15 protein-coding genes are annotated in these 17,532 nt (G+C 66.9%); 2 read left to right on the top strand and 13 right to left on the bottom strand.

The annotated features are described in order from the left end of the window. Positions 1–7: 7 nt before the first annotated feature. Together K8P10_RS02475 and K8P10_RS02470 are read right to left on the bottom strand one after the other, a co-directional pair. Positions 8–1,534, bottom strand: coding sequence for an asparagine synthase-related protein (locus K8P10_RS02475; RefSeq protein WP_224780225.1), 1,527 nt, complete (start codon positions 1,532–1,534; stop codon positions 8–10). Between the two features lie 146 nt (positions 1,535–1,680). Next, entirely contained in the window at positions 1,681–3,006 is a 1,326-nt protein-coding gene (locus K8P10_RS02470) for a PhoH family protein (RefSeq protein WP_224780224.1), read from the bottom strand. A gap of 358 nt (positions 3,007–3,364) precedes the next feature. Here K8P10_RS02470 and K8P10_RS02465 point away from each other — a divergent pair, with 358 nt between their 5' ends. Next, positions 3,365–3,940: a TetR/AcrR family transcriptional regulator gene (locus tag K8P10_RS02465; RefSeq protein WP_224780223.1), complete on the top strand. Its 576-nt coding sequence runs from the start codon at positions 3,365–3,367 to the stop codon at positions 3,938–3,940. A gap of 9 nt (positions 3,941–3,949) precedes the next feature. On the opposite strand, the gene K8P10_RS02460 is transcribed toward K8P10_RS02465, so the two are convergent. The 8 genes from K8P10_RS02460 to K8P10_RS02425 form a co-directional block, all read right to left on the bottom strand. Next, positions 3,950–5,113, bottom strand: a complete 1,164-nt coding sequence (locus K8P10_RS02460) for an acyl-CoA dehydrogenase family protein (protein ID WP_224780222.1) — start codon at positions 5,111–5,113, stop codon at positions 3,950–3,952. Next, entirely contained in the window at positions 5,097–6,332 is a 1,236-nt protein-coding gene (locus K8P10_RS02455) for a CaiB/BaiF CoA-transferase family protein (protein WP_224780221.1), read from the bottom strand. Before K8P10_RS02455 ends, K8P10_RS02460 begins: the two co-directional genes overlap by 17 nt. Before the next feature lie 31 nt (positions 6,333–6,363). Continuing rightward, a complete protein-coding gene (locus K8P10_RS02450; protein WP_224780220.1) occupies positions 6,364–6,978 on the bottom strand; it encodes a hypothetical protein in 615 nt (204 codons plus the stop codon). 55 nt (positions 6,979–7,033) lie between these two features. Next, positions 7,034–7,573 (bottom strand): amino-acid N-acetyltransferase, encoded by a 540-nt coding sequence (locus K8P10_RS02445; RefSeq protein ID WP_224780219.1) that lies wholly within the window; start codon positions 7,571–7,573, stop codon positions 7,034–7,036. An 83-nt stretch (positions 7,574–7,656) separates the two neighbouring features. Next, positions 7,657–7,845, bottom strand: coding sequence for a hypothetical protein (locus tag K8P10_RS02440; RefSeq protein WP_224780218.1), 189 nt, complete (start codon positions 7,843–7,845; stop codon positions 7,657–7,659). Between the two features lie 109 nt (positions 7,846–7,954). Beyond that, on the bottom strand, positions 7,955–10,483 hold the full coding sequence (locus tag K8P10_RS02435) for an ATP-dependent Clp protease ATP-binding subunit (RefSeq protein WP_224780217.1): 2,529 nt from the start codon (positions 10,481–10,483) through the stop codon (positions 7,955–7,957). 428 nt (positions 10,484–10,911) lie between these two features. Continuing rightward, a complete protein-coding gene (locus K8P10_RS02430) occupies positions 10,912–12,129 on the bottom strand; it encodes a serine hydrolase (protein WP_224780216.1) in 1,218 nt (405 codons plus the stop codon). Positions 12,130–12,146: 17 nt separating this feature from the next. After that, entirely contained in the window at positions 12,147–13,721 is a 1,575-nt protein-coding gene (locus K8P10_RS02425; protein ID WP_224780215.1) for a biotin carboxylase, read from the bottom strand. 4 nt (positions 13,722–13,725) lie between these two features. Between K8P10_RS02425 and K8P10_RS02420 the strand changes: the two genes are divergently transcribed. After that, positions 13,726–14,049, top strand: coding sequence for a hypothetical protein (locus K8P10_RS02420; RefSeq protein ID WP_224780214.1), 324 nt, complete (start codon positions 13,726–13,728; stop codon positions 14,047–14,049). A 110-nt stretch (positions 14,050–14,159) separates the two neighbouring features. On the opposite strand, the gene cls is transcribed toward K8P10_RS02420, so the two are convergent. The 3 genes from cls to lysS all read right to left on the bottom strand — a co-directional run bounded on the left by cls (position 14,160) and on the right by lysS (position 17,520). Further along, positions 14,160–15,644: a cardiolipin synthase gene (gene cls / locus K8P10_RS02415; protein ID WP_224780213.1), complete on the bottom strand. Its 1,485-nt coding sequence runs from the start codon at positions 15,642–15,644 to the stop codon at positions 14,160–14,162. Positions 15,645–15,721: 77 nt separating this feature from the next. After that, complete coding sequence (locus tag K8P10_RS02410; RefSeq protein WP_224780212.1) at positions 15,722–15,925, bottom strand: hypothetical protein; 204 nt, start codon at positions 15,923–15,925, stop codon at positions 15,722–15,724. 50 nt (positions 15,926–15,975) lie between these two features. Then, entirely contained in the window at positions 15,976–17,520 is a 1,545-nt protein-coding gene (gene lysS, locus K8P10_RS02405) for a lysine--tRNA ligase (RefSeq protein WP_224780211.1), read from the bottom strand. Positions 17,521–17,532 lie beyond the last annotated feature (12 nt).

The raw sequence follows: 17,532 nt of genomic DNA, 5'->3' as shown, positions 1-17,532 counted from the left end.
GTCGCGGTCATGCCTCCGCGAAACGCACCACGGTGCGACCGGCGTCGATGCCAGGCAGCGCGTCGGTGAACATCCGGTAGTACGCGAGCTCCTCTCGGGTCCGGATCGGCGGGTCCAGCAACGACGCGTCGTGCGCGAGCTCCGCGTCGCTGACCCGTCCGCCGTAGTGCTCGCGCAGCACGTCATTCATGCCGGTCCCCTGCCCGAACTGCTCCTTACGGCGCCAGAGCACCTCATCGGGCAGCCACCCGTCGAATGCCCGCCGCAGCAGCCACTTGGCGGGGCGACCCTCGGCGACGAGCTTCCACGCGGGCGGCAACGCCATCGCGAGCTCCACGACGTCGAGGTCGAGAAACGGCATGCGCGCTTCGAGACCGTGGGTGGCCGCCATGCGATCGACCCGCTGGAGGCCGCCGGCGTGCATGCCTCGAAGCGTCTCGACGAGTTCCGAGTGGAGGTCGTCGGCGTCCCCGTGCCTCCCGAAGTGCTCGTATCCCGCGAACAGCTCATCGGCTCCCTCGCCCGCGAGCACCACGCCGACGTGATGCGCCGCGAGTTCGGCGACCAGGTAGTGCGGCACGGCGCTGTGGACCAGGGTCGGGTCGAAGGCCTCGAGGTCCGCGATGATCTGCGGAACCAGAGCGATCGCTTCCTCGCCGGTGTAGACGTGTTCGCGGTGCGTCGTGCGCAGGTGGAGCGCGACGGCGCGCGCGCTCTCGAGATCGCTGCTCCCCTCGATCCCGACGGAGAAGGTCGGCATGCGGACTCCGCGCTCCGCCGCGATCCGGCTCGCGATCGCCGCGACGATGCTGGAGTCCACTCCTCCCGAGAGCAGGATTCCCGCCGGGACATCCGCGTCAAGTTGGCGTTCCACGGCCCGCGTGAGCGTCTCCCTGACCGCGCCGAAGACCCACTCGGGCGGCATCTCGTCGGGCGCCCGGCTCTGCAGGAGCACCGGGGACCGCCCGGGAGGGTCGGGAAACGCGACGAGACCGGTCTCCGGCGTCCAGGAGTGCCCGGGAGGGAACGGCCGCACCTCGCTCCGCCACTCCGCATCGAACGCTTTCATCTCGGAGGCGAAGAGCACGGTGCCGTCGCGCTCGGCCCAGTACAGCGGTGCGATCCCGAACACGTCCCTCGTCGCGGCGAAGCTGCCGTCTTCACCGACGATCACGAGCGCGAAGGATCCCCAGAGGCGGTGGAACGCCGCGAGGCCGCTGGCCGAGAAGTACCGGAGCGCCACCTCGAGGTCCGTCGAAGTGTGGAATCGATCCTCACCGATCTCCGATCGGATGCGCCGATGGTTGTAGATCTCGCCGTCCCCGGCGAGCCACGATCCGTGTCCGTCGCCGGTCAGGCCGGGTGGCGTCACGGTATCGGCGAGATCACGGATGGAGAGCCGCGCCGTTCCGATCCACGCGTGTTCAAGTGCGCGGTGGTCGAGCCCGTCGGGTCCGCGGTGCCGCATCCGCTCGAGCATGCGGAGCCCCTCGGCCTCGTCGAATGCTCCGTACGCCGCTGCGATCGCCGACATGTCGCCTCCCCTTCACTGCGGCTCCCCGCTGTCCCACGCAGGCGCTCGGGAGCACGACGGGGCCACTCTACGGGGAATACATCAACAAACGTCGAGATACAGCACAGTCCCAGACAGAGAGCGCCTCGCGATACCGGTGATCTCGCTCAGCCCGCCGGATCCTCGAGCACCTCGGTCACGAGGGCGGCGATGGCGCTGCGCTCCGACCGGGTCAGGGTGACGTGCCCGAAGAGCGCGTGGCCCTTCAGCTTCTCGATCACCGCAGCGATGCCGTCGTGGCGCCCGACCCTGAGGTTGTCGCGCTGCGCGACATCGTGGGTGAGGACCACCCGGGAGTTCTGGCCGATGCGGCTCAGCATCGTGAGCAGCACGCCCCGCTCGAGCGACTGAGCTTCGTCGACGATCACGAACGCGTCGTGCAGCGAACGTCCGCGGATGTGGGTGAGCGGCATGACCTCCACCAGTCCTCGAGCGACCACCTCGTCGAGCACGTTCTCCGAAACGATCGACCCGAGCGTGTCAAAGACCGCCTCGGCCCACGGGTTCATCTTCTCTTGCTGATCGCCGGGCAGGTACCCGAGTTCCTGCCCACCGACGGCGTACAGCGGACGGAAGACCATGACCTTCCGGTGCTGCCGCCGCTCGAGCACGGCCTCGAGCCCTGCGGCGAGCGCCAACGCCGACTTTCCCGTTCCCGCGCGCCCGCCGAGGGACACGATGCCGACGCTCGGGTCGAGGAGGAGGTCGATGGCGAGGCGCTGCTCCGCACTCCGCCCCAAGACGCCGAACACCTCGCGGTCGCCCCGGACGAGCGCGAGCGACCGATCCGCTGTGACCCTGCCGAGCGCCGATCCCCGCTGGGAGGTCAGGATCAGTCCGGTCCCGACCGGCACCCCCGCCGTCTCGTCCGCTTCGGGGAGCCGGCCCTCGCTCCAGAGGTCAGCCATGCGCTCCTCGGCGAGACTCACCTCCACGATCCCGGTGTACCCGTCGTCGCCGATCTGCTCGGCGAGGTACTCGTCGGCGCCGAGCCCGATAGCCGCCGCTTTGACACGCATCGGCAGGTCCTTGGACACGATCGTCACGTCCGCGCCCTCCTCGGCGAGGTTGTGGGCGACCGCGAGGATCCTGGTGTCGTTGTCCCCCAGCCGGAGGCCCCTGGGGAGACCCGTGTCTGCCCCGTGGTTCAGCTCCACCCTGAGCGTGCCGCCGTCGTTGCCGACGGGAACGGGGAGGTCGAGGCGGCCGTGCTGGTCACGCAGGTCGTCGAGGAACCGCAGCGCACGGCGCGCGAAGTACCCGAGCTCCGGGTCCTGGCGCTTCTTCTCGAGCTCGGTGACGACGACGATCGGGATCACGACCTCGTGTTCGGCGAACCGCAGTGGAGCGGTCGGATCGCCGAGGAGGACCGAGGTGTCGAGCACGTAGGTGCAGACCCCTGAGTCGCGGGTGCTGGGGGTGGTGTCCGCCATGAGGGCTCCTTCTGGACTGGGAGAGCAAGACCTGGACAGGGCTTACGCTACGCCGCGGGAGCGTCGCGGCACGCGCGACATGCCCGGACTGCCAAGTTCCCCCGAGTGGATTCCCTGCGTCACGCAAACGTCACCGATTCGACATCGAACCGTCACCACCAAGGTCGTATAATTTTTGGCCTGACCGGGCCTGGACCACCGAAATCTCCGCGGAACTCCGGTTCATTCCCGGCCTCGGGCCATTCCCATCGGATACCTCAAGGGTTTACTACTGAGGTGTGAGGCGACGATACTGTGTCTTCACTCTGAACTCCTGAGATCCTGTTATGCCTCACCCGACGATGACTAAGCTGGATCCATGACTGATGCGAGAGTGGTTCGAACTCGAGCAGCACTGCACCGGGCCGCAACCCGCCTCGCCTCCGAGCGAGCGGTCTCCGCGATTACGGTGTCGGATCTGGCTGCCGAGGCGGGTATCAACCGCGCTACCTTCTACAAGCACTACATCTCCCCGAACGAGGCGCTCGCCGCCCCGCTTCGCGAAGACCTCTCCCTCGTGCGCGACCGTGATCCGCAGGAGGGGACGTCGCTCGCAGCGGTGATCGAAGCGCTGCTCACCGAGACGCTCGACCACATCTCCCGGTTCACGGACGTCTACACGACCGCGGTGGAGCAGCCCCTCGACGGCGTGGTATCGAACGTGCTGAGCGAGCACTTCACCGCTGTGATCACCCGGTTCGCGGAGTCGCGCGACGGCATCCCCGCCGCGGCCGACACCGATCCGGCGCTCACCGCACGCTTCATCGGGTCGGGAGTGGCCGGAGCGATCGAGGCCTGGCTCCGTGCAGGGTCGAGCGACCGTCAGAGCCTGCTCCGGGTCATCTCCACGTGCCTGCCCGGATGGGCGCACGAGGAGCGCACGCCCATCCGTTGAGGCGACGCGTCAGAACGCCGCGATCCCCGTGAGCGCGCGGCCGATCACGAGCTGGTGCACCTCGTCTGTGCCCTCGTAGGTCCGCACGGACTCGAGGTTGGCCATGTGGCGCATCACCGGGAAATCACTGGTGATGCCGTCGCCGCCGAGGATGGACCGGACGGTCCCTGCGATCTTGATGGCCTCGCGCACGCTGTTGAGCTTGCCGACGGAGATCTGCGCGTGCGTGAGCGTGCCGGCGTCCTTCTCCCTGCCGAGGTGGAGGGCGAGCAGCATCCCCTTCTCGTACTCGACGAAGCAGTCCGCGAGCTTCGCCTGCGTCAGCTGCTTGCCCCCGATGGGCGCCCCGAACACCTCACGGGTCTGCGCCCGGTCGACGGCGACCTCCAAGCAGTCGCGCGCCGCACCCATCGCGCCCCACACGATGCCGTACCTGGCCTCATTCAGGCATTTGAAGGGCGCTGAGAGGCCCCGCGCCTCCGGCAGCATCGCCTCCGCGGGCAGTCGCACGTCGGTGAGCTCGATCTCGCACTGGAGCGAGGCGCGCATCGACAGCTTGTTCTCGATCGCCGTCGCCGAGAACCCCTGCGTGGATGTCGGGACGACGAACCCGCGGACCACCCCCTCCTCATCCTTCGCCCAGATCACCGCGACCTCAGCAATGGTGGCGAGGCCGATCCAGCGCTTCTTGCCGTTGAGTACCCACTCGTCTCCCTCGCGCCGAGCGCTGGTGAGCATGGTGTTCGGATCGGATCCGCCCTGCGGCTCCGTCAGTCCGAAGCAGCCGATCGCCTCGCCGCGGCCCATGCGCGGCAGCCAGGTCTGCTTCTGCTCCTCGGAGCCGAACTTCGAGATCGCTCCCATCGCGAGCGAGCCCTGCACCGAAAGCGCCGTACGGAAACCCGAGTCGACCGCTTCGAACTCCATCGCCACGAGACCGTAGGCGATCGACGATGCTCCCGGCAGACCGTACCCGTGCAGGTACATGCCGAAGGCCCCGAGCTCTCCCACCTCGGGCATCAGTTCGACCGGCAGCCGTCGATCCTCGAATGCCTGGTCGATGATCGGCCTGATACGCGTCTGCGCGAACTCTCGGGCGCGCATCTGCCACTCGCGCTCCTCGTCGCTCACGAACGCGGAGATATCGAACAGTGCGTCAACGGACGTCGTCATGGGATTCCTTCGGGGTCGCGACGGGCGGCTCTCGCCAGTTCCCGTCGTCATCGTGGGCGCCCAGAGCGGGCGGGGGCAGGAGGTACGTCGCAGGGGTCGCCGAGAGGCCGATCGGGTTGGCGATCGAACGGACGGCGTGCACCGCGCCGTCCTCACCCGTAGCGTCGAGCGCCACCACGGGCGCGAGCCCGAGCGAGTCGGCGAGGTCGATCGCCTGCCCGACGGAGTTCACACGACCGGCGGGAATCGCACTGGCCGTCAGCTCAGCGATCCACTCGGCCGCCTCCCGCGTGGCGAGGCGATCCTCAAGGAGTTCCCTGAGGGCATCGCGGTGCGCGACCCGATCCCGGTTGGTCGCGAACCTCGGATCACCGGCGAGATCCGGCGAGCCGAGCACCGAACACAGACGCCCGAACTGGGCATCCGTGCCGACCGCCACCGCGATCGGCTGGTCCGCGGCGCGTAGGGTCTCATAGGGAGCGATCGACGGGTGCGCGTTCCCCATGCGTTCCGGAGACTCGCCCGTCTCGAGCGTTGATGACGCCTGATTCGCGAGGGCGGAGAGCAGGGATCCGAGCAGCGTCACGGACACCCTCTGACCGCGTCCGGACTGCGGAGTTCCCGGCGTATCGCGTGCCCGGAGCGCCGCCTGAATGCCGATCACCGCGTTCTGTCCGGTGAGGATGTCGACGAGCGCGACGCCCACCTTCGTCGGTGCGCCCCCGTCGGCGTCCGGCGCACCGGTGATGCTCATGAGTCCGCCGACCGCCTGGACGAGCAGGTCGTACCCCGGAAGCTCGGCACCCCCGGCATCTCCGAATCCCGTGATGGAGCAGTAGACGACCCCTGGATTGCGCGCCGAGATCGCATCGTAGTCGAGCCCGAAGCGCTCCATCGTCCCCGGGCGGAAGTTCTCGATGACGACGTCGGCCGTCTCAGCGATCCGGCGCGCGCGCTCGAGTCCAGTGGGGTCGCGCAGATCGCACACCACTGACCGCTTCCCCCTGTTCGTCCCGGCGAAGTACGTGCTCGACCCTGCGGCGTTCACGGGAGGCGCCCACTGACGGGTGCCGTCACCATCGGGGCTCTCGATCTTGATGACGTCAGCGCCGAGATCCGCGAGCATCATCGTGGCGTGCGGGCCTGCGAGCACGCGCGAGAAATCGGCCACCCGGATCCCGGAGAGCGCACCGCGCCCCATCATCGCATCATCGGTCATCGGTTCTCGGCCTGCCGCAGTCGTCCACATGTCAGTAGAGCAGGAACTGGGCCGTGTCCTTCCCCTGGAAGTCTCCCACCTTCACCTTGAGGTGGTAGGAGGAGCCGTCAGCGGGAACGGGGTCCCTCGTGATGTCGCAAGTTTCCGCGCTCGACCGGGTGCGATCCCACGCGACCGTCTCCGTCTCGAGTGGCTCGCCCGGCTGCAACTCCACGTTCAGGTGCTCCGGATCCTCCTGGCAGTCCTTCGACCGCCACACCGCATCGTCGCCGCTCGTGATCTCGAACTCCTGCATCGCGGTACCGAGGTCGGCCGCGCAGACCTCCTCGCCCGTGTTCTCGATCGACATCGACAGCGCGGGCTGCTCTCCCTCGGCGTAGCTCGTCTGATCCGTCGTTGGCGTCACCGTCACCGCACCCTCGGCGCACTCGGGGATCTCTCCGTCGGGCGTCGCCGTTTCCTCCCCGACGATGTCCTCGGGCACGCTGACCTCCGACGCTCCCCCAGCGCCTCCGCTCGCCCCCGGCCGCACGAAGATCAGCACGATCACCGCGATGACCGCGACGATTCCGGCGAGCACCATGAGGCGCCGCCGAATGTAGACCTTCCGATCCTTCGGCCCCACGGGGTTGCGCAACGTCGACATATCGTCAGCGTAACCCTGTCACATCGAAACGGCGTGCAGGCACGCGCAGAAGCGTTCAGTCGGCCGCCTGCGAGGAATCGAGGTGCTTGAGCATCCGCGTGTTCCCGAGCGTGTTCGGTTTCACCCGCGCCAGATCGAGGAACTCCGCCACACCCTCGTCGTTGGAGCGGAGAAGCTCGGCGTAGACGTCGGCGGCAACCAGTTCGGCATCCTCTTCCACCGGCGAGAACCCGTGTCGGCTGAAGAAATCCACCTCGAACGTCAGACAGAACAGCTGGCTGAGCCCCAGGTCGCGGGCCCGTTGCTCCAGAGCGTCGAGAAGCTGATGCCCGATCCCACGGCCGAGCCACTGCTCGGACACGCCGAGCGTGCGCACCTCGCCCAGTCGCTCCCACATCACGTGGACCGCCCCGTACCCGATCACCCGGTCCTCATCATCGACTGCGACCAGAAATTCCGGCACATCGCCGTAGAGCACCACCAGATCTTTGCCGAGCAGAATACGTCGCTCCACCAGCGGGGACATGAGCTCGACCATCTGCGGGATGTCTGAGGTGCGCGCGGGACGAATGCGCACGGGAGCGTGAGCTGGCATGCGGTCTAGCCTAGCGACTGGACGGGTCCTGCGCCGACCCACCGACGTGCACAGCGGGTCGGCGGGTCGGTCGGCGGCGCGGGTCAGCGGTGCGTGCCGAGTTCGTGCCCGGGATGATCGTCGCGGTGGGGTTCGTGCAGTTCGTGCAGCGAGCCGACGACGTCTCCGTGCAAGAAGTCATCGATGAGCGCGTCGACCGCGATTCCCTCCCCGGTGCCCGGGAGCATCTCGAGACGAATACCGCCGGTCGTGGTCACCACTTTGCGTTCCATGCTTCATCGTACGTCCGGGATGCAGAAAAAGGGAATAGTGATCTCCGCGCACGACGAAGGGCCGCCATCCCTGAGGATGACGGCCCTTCGCTCGTTGGGCGCTTTCCGGCTACTCTCCCGTGCCCGGGGTCGCCGCCGTGGACGCGACTGCGGCCGCCGAGGAGGCCGCGCCCGATTCCTGTGCACCGTCGCCGGAGCGATCGGTCTCGAACGTGAACGCGCCGTCCACGAAGTCGACCTTCACCAGGTCGCCGGCGAGCAGCTCGGCTCCGAGGATCTTCTCCGACAGCGGATCTTCGATCTCGCGCTGCATGGCGCGGCGCAGCGGGCGGGCACCGAGCGTCGGGTCGTACCCGACCTCGATGAGCCGTTCCTTGGCCGACAGCGAGATCTCGATGCGCATGTCACGGTCGTAGAGGCGGTCGCGCAGGTTCTTGACGAACAGGTCGACGATCTGCAACAGCTCGTCCTTGGAGAGCTGGGGGAAGACGATCGTGTCGTCGACACGGTTCAGGAACTCCGGCTTGAAGTGCTTCTTGAGCTCCTCGTTCACCTTGCCCTTCATCGTGTCGTACCCGACGCGGCTGTCGCCCTCGATCTGGAACCCGACCGGGCCACCCGCGATCGCCGACGAGCCGAGGTTCGTCGTCATGATGATCACGGTGTTCTTGAAGTCGATGACCCGCCCCTGACCGTCCGTCAGGCGCCCCTCTTCGAGAATCTGCAGCAGCGAGTTGAAGATGTCCGGGTGCGCCTTCTCGATCTCGTCGAACAGCACCACCGAGAACGGCTTGCGGCGCACCTTCTCGGTGAGCTGGCCGCCCTCTTCGAAACCGACGAATCCGGGGGGCGCACCGAACAGGCGCGAAACAGTGTGCTTCTCGCCGTACTCCGACATGTCGAGCGAGATCAGTGCATCCTCGTCGTCGAACAGGAACTCCGCGAGTGCCTTGGCGAGCTCGGTCTTACCGACGCCCGTGGGGCCGGCGAAGATGAACGAGCCGGAGGGGCGCTTCGGATCCTTCAGGCCGGCACGCTGACGTCGGATCGTCTTCGCGAGCGCCGAGATGGCCTCGTCCTGACCGATGACCCGCTGGTGCAGGGCATCCTCCATGAAGCGGAGACGGCTCGTCTCCTCCTCAGTGAGCTTGAACACCGGGATCCCGGTCGCCTGCGCGAGCACCTCGGCGATGAGTCCCTCATCGACCTCGGCGTTCGTCGCGACATCGCCCTTCCGCCACTGCTTCTCGAGCTGGAGACGCTCGGCGATCAGTTTCTTCTCCTCGTCCCGCTTGTTCGCGGCGAGCTCGAAGTCCTGGTTCTCGATCGCCTGCTCCTTGTCGGCGCGAACGACGGCGATCTTCTCGTCGAACTCGCGCAGCTCGGGCGGGCTCGACAGGATCGACAGGCGCAGGCGGGCACCGGCCTCGTCGATCAGGTCGATGGCCTTGTCCGGAAGGTAGCGATCCTGCACGTACCGGTCGGCGAGGTTCGCAGCAGCGACCAGCGCGCCATCCGTGATCGACACCTTGTGGTGCGCTTCGTAGCGGTCGCGCAGACCCTTCAAGATGTTGATCGAGTGCGGGATCGACGGCTCGTTCACCATGATGGACTGGAAGCGGCGCTCGAGCGCGGCGTCCTTCTCGAAGTGCTTGCGGAACTCGTCCAGCGTCGTCGCGCCGATCGTCTGCAACTCGCCCCGAGCCAGCATGGGCTTCAGGATGTTCGCAGCGTCGATCGCGCCTTCCGCGGCACCCGCACCCACGAGCGTGTGGATCTCGTCGATGAAGATGATGATGTCACCGCGGTTGCGGATCTCCTTGGTGACCTTCTTCAGGCGCTCCTCGAAGTCGCCGCGGTAGCGGCTGCCGGCGATGAGCGATCCGAGATCGAGGACGTAGACCTGCTTGTCCTTCAGGATCTCGGGAACCTGGTTCTTCACGATCGCCTGGGCGAGACCCTCCACGACGGCGGTCTTGCCGACGCCGGGCTCACCGATCAGCACGGGGTTGTTCTTCGAGCGGCGCGAGAGGATCTGCATGACCCGCTCGACCTCCTTCTCACGACCGATGACCGGGTCGAGCTTGCCCTCCCTGGCGGCCTGCGTCAGGTTGCGGCCGAACTGGTCGAGCACCTGGGAACCCTTGGTGTTCCCCTCAGGCTGCTCACCGCCGCCCACCGCGACGGACTCCTTGCCGGCCTGGTAGCCGGAGAGGAGCTGGATCACGGTCTGCCGCACCCGGTTCAGGTCGGCACCGAGCTTGACGAGCACCTGGGCGGCGACGCCTTCACCCTCGCGGATGAGACCGAGCAGGATGTGCTCGGTACCGATGTAGTTGTGACCGAGCTGCAGCGCTTCGCGCAGGCTCAGTTCCAGCACCTTCTTGGCGCGCGGGGTGAACGGAATGTGCCCCGCAGGCGGCTGCTGGCCGGTGCCGATGATGTCGGTCACCTGCTCGCGGACGGCGTCCAGCGAGATATCGAGCTGCTCAAGCGCCTTCGCGGCGACGCCTTCACCCTCGTGAATCAGCCCGAGCAGGATGTGCTCGGTACCGATGTAGTTGTGGTTGAGCATCTTCGCCTCTTCCTGGGCGAGGACGACGACACGGCGAGCCCTGTCGGTGAATCTCTCAAACATCAATAACCTCCCGCGGCTGGGTTCGTCGACGGTGCGACCTCAGCCGATGAGACAAGAATACGTGCCGCGTCGAGCGATTGGGGCCGTGTTCGCCGCAGGCGTGACGCCCTGCCCAACGCATCACGAGAAGGCCTGCTGGAGATACCTCCGATCGTCCACGAACCGGGGATGTTCCCGTTCAGTCCAACCGCGGGTCGCCCGTCGAAGGGAAGATCTGCGCCGAAATCGCCTGCACGTCACGATCGAGGCCGTCGAACCGCCGGTCCATATCGGCGAATCGGCGGTACACCTCGTCGAACCGGTGCCCCCATCACGCCTGATTTCGTTCCAGTCTCCAAGCACTGAGGAGGGGGGGCACTCCTCACCCATCGAAGGAATGTGCATAACTCGCGGGAGCCAGGCGTGGACTCGACTCTGTGGACGAGTTCTTACCCGAGCGGGGAACCGAGCGCCCACGAGGCGGCCTCGAACGCCCGCACTGTCCAGAACAGCTTCTCGGCGTCTTGCGGAGTCGGCCAGCTCGAGAGCTTGACACCGACGACACCGGTCGCGCGATTCATGTAGATCATCTGCCCGTGGATGCCGAGCGCCAGCATGACATCGGCGCTCTCACCTGGAAACCAGAACCCGTTGCGGTACATGCCGCCCGGCATGAACGTGGGTTCGTGCGCTCGAGCAAATGCTTCGCGCGAGTCGGGTCCGCCCGTGAACGTGTCATCGACCCACCAGGCGGGCAGCACGGGAACCCCGTCGAGCGCGAGGCCACCATGCGTGTACAGGTTGCCGAACCGCGCCAGATCGCGCAGCGCCGCTGAGACGCCGCCGTCAAACATGCCGGCGCCCGCGCTGTCGATGCCGACGTGGGCATCGAACTCGGCACCCATCGGCTGCCACAGCAGCTCCGACATCACGTCACCGGCCCGACGCGCGGTCGCCCCCTCGATCACGAACCCGAGCACGTCCGTCTCGCAGGACTTGTAGTCGAACGGTCCGCCATGCGGGCCTTTCTGTCGCAGTGTCGCGAGAAAGCCGAGCAGCGTCCCAGGCACGCCCTGGTGCTTCTTCGGCGCCCAGCCGATCGCCTCCTCCAGGAGCCGGACCTCGGCGTTCTCATCGAGGTACTGCTCCGAGAACTGGACGCCGGTCCGCATGTCGACGAGGTGTCGTACGAGCGCGTCGTCGTACCCCGACCCGGCGAGTTGCGGCACGTAGAGCGTGACCGGGGCGTCGAGATCGAGCTGCCCCGCAGATGCGAGCAGGCCTGCAGTCGTCGCGGTCAGCGACTTCGAGACCGACATGAGCAGGTGCATGCCGCCTGGCACGAGCGTACCGAGGTACTGCTCCCCGACGACAGCGCCGCGGTGGGTGACCATCCACCCGTCGGTCTGCGTCATCGCCATCACCTCGGCGAAGCTCGCGCTCCGGTCTTCGAAGGGATGCTCCACCTGCAGCGCAGCCAGGTCCGTCGGACGGTACGGCAGGTCAGTCACCCTGGCGCCCCTGCCGATGCGGTGCACCGGCAGGAACGACTGGATGTTCTGCATGGACCACTGGAGGTACGGCGCGAACTGCCACTGGTCGAGCGGCGGAGCGGGCATCCCGGCGTCGCCGGACCCACCGATCTGGTGGTCGGTCTCGAAGTTCATCAGAGGTATCTTAGCGGTCACTTGCCCTTGGTCGGTGCGGGCTTCGGCGCAGGTTCGCCGCTCTCGATCGGCGTCGCGCTGTACATGCCGCGGATCGCGTCGACGAGGTACTTCGCGTGCAGGGTGAGGCCTCCATGACTCGCCTCCAGGTGCGCCTTGGTGACCAGGATGCCCAGGTCGGCGCCCTTCCACCGGTAGTCGCCGCTGTTGTAGATGCGCAGGAAGAATGCCTCGTGCTCTCCGGAGAGGAGGTGCCAATCGAGGTCGCCGTGCGTGTAGACGAGATTCCCGTAGTGATCCAGCACATAGCGACCCGTCCGCGGTGCCACGTCGATCCGCTCGACGGTGTCCACCGTCTGCTTGATGACCATGTGGCTCCACTCGTCCTCGGACGCGAGCTCCTCCCAGCGCGAGTTGATCTCATCGACGTCGATATCGAAGTCGATGCCCGAGTACTCGAGCAGGTGGAACGCGAAGAGCGGAACGTCTGCATAGGCGCCGGCCGTCACGTTCGTGATGGCGGAAGCGCCGCTGATGCGCGGATTCAACTCGCCGAGGTAGACGTCCCCCGTATCCGTATCGAGGAGGACGTCGACCTCGAAGAATCCGCGGTACCCCTCCTTGGCGAGTCGGTCGCCGAGCTTGCGGACCAGCTGGACCGCCGCGTGCCGACTCTCGTCGTCGAGCACGGTCGGGAACATCTCGTTCCCCGCCCAGCCCCCGCGGTACGGCGTGAGGTCGGCGTGCCCGGTGATCTCGGTCATGCACGGCCCGACGACGGTTCCGTTGCGCGTGAGTACGGCCTCGATCGCGATGGGGCGGTTGTTGATCCGCTTCATCACCTTGATCTCAACACCCGTGACCTCGTCGGCGATGGCCGCGAACTCGGCCTCGCTGGTCACGAAGTAGGTGGTCTTCCCCGAATCGCCGTAGGCGGTCTGGATCACCAGATCCTGACCGAGTCCTGCCTTCTCGGTGACCTTGACGAGCTCGTCCCAGCCCTCCACCGTCGTGAGCACGTTCGGCACGCTCGGAACGCCAACCGAATCCGCGATCTGCGTCGTCACGATCTTCGAGTCCAGTCGCTCGCGCAGGTCGTGGCTCGGCAGGATCAGCTCGTAATCGAGCTCCTCGCAGATCCTGGCGGTCTCCTCGTCGAAGAAGACCATGACGACCTGCGGCCGCTTACCGGCGGGGGTGCGCCGTTCGATATGCGCCCGCACCTCATGGTTGCGCAGCAACCAGTTGTTGATGTCCTCACCGCTCTCGAACTCGCGCTGCGCTCGTCCCGTCGGGCTGAAGACGCGGGGGTGCGTCCCGTCCCAGCTGTCGTAGTAGGTGATGTATGAGAAGCCGCGCACCCAGCGGTCGAGGCCCAGCAGGTTGAACGCCGTCGCCCCGACGAAGAAGACGGGGGTGTCGCTCGTACGCAGGTAATGCCTGATCTCCGAGATGTTCTTCAGCTTCGTGAACTTGCTGCGGCCGATCGTCACGGGGCCGGTCTGCGGGCCCTTGCGGGGGCGCTTCCGACGCGCCAGAGACTTCCGCGCTTTCGGAGCGGCCGGCGCCTCGGCGGTGCTCGATGCCTGCACATCCGTGTCTGCCGCCTTCGCGGGAACCGACTTCGCAGCGGCTTCCTTCGCCGGAGCCGACTTCGCAGCGGCCGACTTCGCAGCGGCCGACTTGGTGGCTGCAGACTTCGCAGTGGTCTTGCGGGTCGGGGTCTTCTTCGCAGCGGTCTTCTTCGCGGGAGCCTTCTTCGCGGCAGGCTTTGACGCCTCAGACTTCGACGCCGCAGACTTCGAGGCCTCCGTCTTCGCTGCGCCGGATGCGGCCGAAGCCGGCTCGGCCGACGAACTGGATGGTGCCGCCGCCGCGGACGCGGCGTCGGGTGCGGGAGTGGACGTGGATTCAGCTTGACGCGCCATTGCGTTTTCCTCTCATCGAGAACGTACGCTGATCCTGCCACGCCCACGGCCCCGTTGCCAAAACGAGATGCGCAACCGGTGTGGTGCAACGCGCCGTGCGGACTACTGCAGGGCGGAGGTGAGTCGCGCGAGGTTGTCCATGAGCTGCCACCTCAGCGGCTGACGCGACCACTCCTCTGCCGTCATCTCACGGGAGTTCTCTCGGTAGTAGTCGTTCACGCGGTCGAGCTCGCGGACGAAGTCCTGGCCGTGCACCACCATGGAGACTTCCATGTTCAGGCCGAACGACCGCTGATCCATGTTCGACGAACCGATGACGGCGACCTCGTCATCGACGGTGAAGTGCTTGGAGTGGAGGATGTAAGGCGGTCGGAACATGTGGATCCGCACGCCGGCCCGCAGGAGCTCTTCGTAGTACGAGCGCTGCGCGTGGTACACGACGGGCTGGTCCCCGATTTCGGACACGAAGAGCTCGACGCGCACTCCGCGACCTGTCGCGGCCCGGATCGCATTCATGATCGAGCCGTCGGGCACGAAGTACGGGCTGGTGATGCTGATCCTGGAGACCGCGGTGTACATGAGCGCGACGAACACCTGCAGGTTGTTCTCGCTCACGTACCCTGGCCCGCTCGGCACGATCTGACAGTCAAGATCACCGGGCTGCGGCACCGCGATCTCGTTTTCGGCGAGGTGCTCAAGGTACTCGCCGGTCTCGAGGAACCAGTCGCCCTGGAAGACCGCTTCGAGCCCGAGCACGACGGGGCCCTCGACCCGCACCATGAGGTCCTTCCAGTGCAGGCCGCGGCGGCGGTTTGAGCGTTTGTTGTAGCTCGAGTCCACGAGGTTCTGCGAGCCCATGAACCCGACCTCGCCGTCCACGACGACGATCTTGCGATGGTTGCGGAGGTCGGGTCGCTGGTACTCGCCGCGCCAGGGTCGCACGGGCAACATGTACGACCACTGCGCGCCGATCTCCGTGAGCCGGTCGGCGGTGCGCTTCATCCCAGGGTTGCGCACCGACGAGATGTGATCGAGCAGCACGCGCACCTCGACTCCGCGGCGCCGCACGTCCTCCAGTGCGTCGAACACGACCGCGGTCGTGGAGTCGAAGACGAGGATGTAGAACTCGATGTGCACGTATTCGCGCGCCGTGCGGATCGCCTCCGCCATGCTCGCGAACGATCCCTCGTAGTCAGTGTGGAGCCGAGCGCGATTCCCCCTGAGCATCGGCTGCGCCCCGAGCGACCGACCGAGCTTCACAGCGCCGAAGACACCGAGGGGCAGATCGATGGCCCGCGTGACCAGGGCCTCCTCTTCGCGGGTCGCGATCTCGGCAACGAGCTCGTTGATGGCCTCCTGCTTCTGGACGCGAGCTTTCGGCAGGCGGTTGCTGCCGATGATCAGGAAGAGGATGAGTCCGGGGATGGGGAAGAAGAAGATCGCGAGCAGCCACGCCATGCCCGAGGTGGGGCGGCGGTTTCGCGGGACGACGAAGAGCGCCACGACGCGGATCACGAGGTCGATGAAGACCGGAACGAGCGCCCAACTCCACGACCAGTCCGAGAGCACCGCTGCGATCGCTTCCATGGCGCCCTCTCCGTCGGCCCGAGTTCATCCCCTCCTGGTACTGTACCGGGCCTGGGATCAGGGAAGCGCCTCAGGCGTCAGCTGCGCGCGTCCGAAGCGGCCGGTTCTTCCCCGCGCGGCGGCAACCCCATGCGGGCCCGCTCCTCGGCTTCCATCTCGCGGTACACCCGGCGTTCAGTGCGGTCCGCGCGGAGAATGAGACGCATCACGACGAAGAAGAAGATGCCGATGAGCACGGTCGGGGTGATCGACCAGAGGGCGTTCAGCCACCAGTTGTCCATGGGCACCAGGATACGACACCCGTCTGAGAGCGCCGTCCCTGCCGACCGGGCTACTTGACGAGCGGGAAGAGGATCGTCTCGCGGATCCCGAGACCCGTCAGAGCCATCAGCAGACGATCGATGCCCATGCCCATGCCCCCCGACGGCGGCATGCCGTGCTCGAGGGCCCGCAGGAACTCCTCGTCGACGCGCATCGCCTCATCATCGCCGCGGGCGGCCTGCGCGGCCTGCTCCACGAAGCGCTCGCGCTGCACGACGGGGTCGACCAGCTCGGAGTAGCCGGTGGCCAGCTCGAAGCCCCGCACATAGAGGTCCCACTTCTCCACGACACCCGGAATCGAACGGTGGTGACGGGTCAGCGGGCTCGTCTCAACCGGGAAGTCCATGACGAAGGTGGGTCGCGTGAGGCCGTCCTTCACGAAGTGCTCCCACAGCTCCTCGACGAGCTTTCCGTGATTCGGCAGCTTGACCTCGACGCCTTCAGCGTCGGCGAGCGCCTGGAGTTCGGCCACGGAGGTCTCCGGCGTGATCTCGCGACCTGCCGCTTCGGAGAGGGTCCCGTACATCGAGATGCGATCCCAGTCTCCACCGAGATCGAAGAGGGTGCCGTCGGCCCAGAGCACGGTGTGCGAGCCGGCCCGCTCCGTGCCGGCGTTCGCTGCGAGGGCCGCGTTCTGCACGAGCGACTGCGTGAGGTCGGCGATCCCCTGGTAGTCGGAGTAGGCCTGGTACGCCTCGAGCATCGCGAACTCGGGGCTGTGCGTCGAGTCGGCGCCCTCGTTGCGGAAGTTGCGGTTGATCTCGAACACCCGCTCCAGACCGCCGACGGCGGCGCGCTTCAGGAACAGCTCGGGCGCGATGCGGAGGTAGAGGTCGGTGTCGAACGCGTTCGACTGCGTCACGAACGGGCGAGCCGAGGCACCACCGTGCATGGTCTGCAGCATCGGCGTCTCGACCTCGATGAAGTCCCGGTCGGCGAACGTCTGCCGCAGGCTCGCCATCGCCGCAGCGCGGGCGCGGACGTTGACGCGCGCCTGCTCGCGCTGGATGAGGTCGAGGTAGCGCTGACGCACCCGGGTCTCCTCGTTCAGCTCGCCGTACATGTTCGGGAGCGGAGCCAGGGCCTTCGCAGCGATGCGCCAATCACGCACCATGATCGACAGCTCGCCGCGGCGGCTCGAGATGACCTCGCCGCTCACGAAGAGGTGATCGCCGAGGTCGACGAGCTCTTTGAAGCGCGCGAGCGACTCCTCGCCGACCTCGGCGAGGCTCACCATGGCCTGGATGCGCTCCCCGTTGCCGGACTGCAGGCTGGCGAAGCACAGCTTGCCAGTGTTCCGCTGGAAGACGACGCGACCCGCCACACCGACGGTCTCGCCTGACGAGCTGTCGGGCGTCTCGGTGAGGTGGCTCCACTGCGCCCGGACGGCGGGGATCGTGGTCGTCACGGGCACAGAGACGGGGTACGCTCCTCCCGCGAGGTCGCCATCGGCGTTCAGCCGGTCGCGCTTGTCGAGTCGCACCTGCTTCTGCTCGAAGACCTCGTCTTCGAAGCTCTCGGTGTCGATGCGCTCTGGCGTGGTCTGATCGCTCATGGGGGCGGGGTC

Source organism: Leucobacter sp. Psy1 (assembly GCF_020096995.1).
In the GTDB taxonomy this organism is placed as follows: Bacteria; Actinomycetota; Actinomycetes; order Actinomycetales; family Microbacteriaceae; genus Leucobacter.
The sequence above is the reverse complement of the archived record's forward strand: the minus strand, read 5'-3'. Positions and strand labels throughout refer to the sequence as shown.

Excerpts from the sequence above, each read along its gene's own strand:
- K8P10_RS02475 (WP_224780225.1), bottom strand. The coding sequence starts at position 1,534 with ATGTCGGCGATCGCAGCGGCGTACGGAGCATTCGACGAGGCCGAGGGG.
- K8P10_RS02470 (WP_224780224.1), bottom strand. The coding sequence starts at position 3,006 with ATGGCGGACACCACCCCCAGCACCCGCGACTCAGGGGTCTGCACCTAC.
- K8P10_RS02465 (WP_224780223.1), top strand. The coding sequence starts at position 3,365 with ATGACTGATGCGAGAGTGGTTCGAACTCGAGCAGCACTGCACCGGGCC.
- K8P10_RS02460 (WP_224780222.1), bottom strand. The coding sequence starts at position 5,113 with ATGACGACGTCCGTTGACGCACTGTTCGATATCTCCGCGTTCGTGAGC.
- K8P10_RS02455 (WP_224780221.1), bottom strand. The coding sequence starts at position 6,332 with ATGACCGATGATGCGATGATGGGGCGCGGTGCGCTCTCCGGGATCCGG.
- K8P10_RS02450 (WP_224780220.1), bottom strand. The coding sequence starts at position 6,978 with ATGTCGACGTTGCGCAACCCCGTGGGGCCGAAGGATCGGAAGGTCTAC.
- K8P10_RS02445 (WP_224780219.1), bottom strand. The coding sequence starts at position 7,573 with ATGCCAGCTCACGCTCCCGTGCGCATTCGTCCCGCGCGCACCTCAGAC.
- K8P10_RS02440 (WP_224780218.1), bottom strand. The coding sequence starts at position 7,845 with ATGGAACGCAAAGTGGTGACCACGACCGGCGGTATTCGTCTCGAGATG.
- K8P10_RS02435 (WP_224780217.1), bottom strand. The coding sequence starts at position 10,483 with ATGTTTGAGAGATTCACCGACAGGGCTCGCCGTGTCGTCGTCCTCGCC.
- K8P10_RS02430 (WP_224780216.1), bottom strand. The coding sequence starts at position 12,129 with ATGAACTTCGAGACCGACCACCAGATCGGTGGGTCCGGCGACGCCGGG.
- cls (WP_224780213.1), bottom strand. The coding sequence starts at position 15,644 with ATGGAAGCGATCGCAGCGGTGCTCTCGGACTGGTCGTGGAGTTGGGCG.
- K8P10_RS02410 (WP_224780212.1), bottom strand. The coding sequence starts at position 15,925 with ATGGACAACTGGTGGCTGAACGCCCTCTGGTCGATCACCCCGACCGTG.
- lysS (WP_224780211.1), bottom strand. The coding sequence starts at position 17,520 with ATGAGCGATCAGACCACGCCAGAGCGCATCGACACCGAGAGCTTCGAA.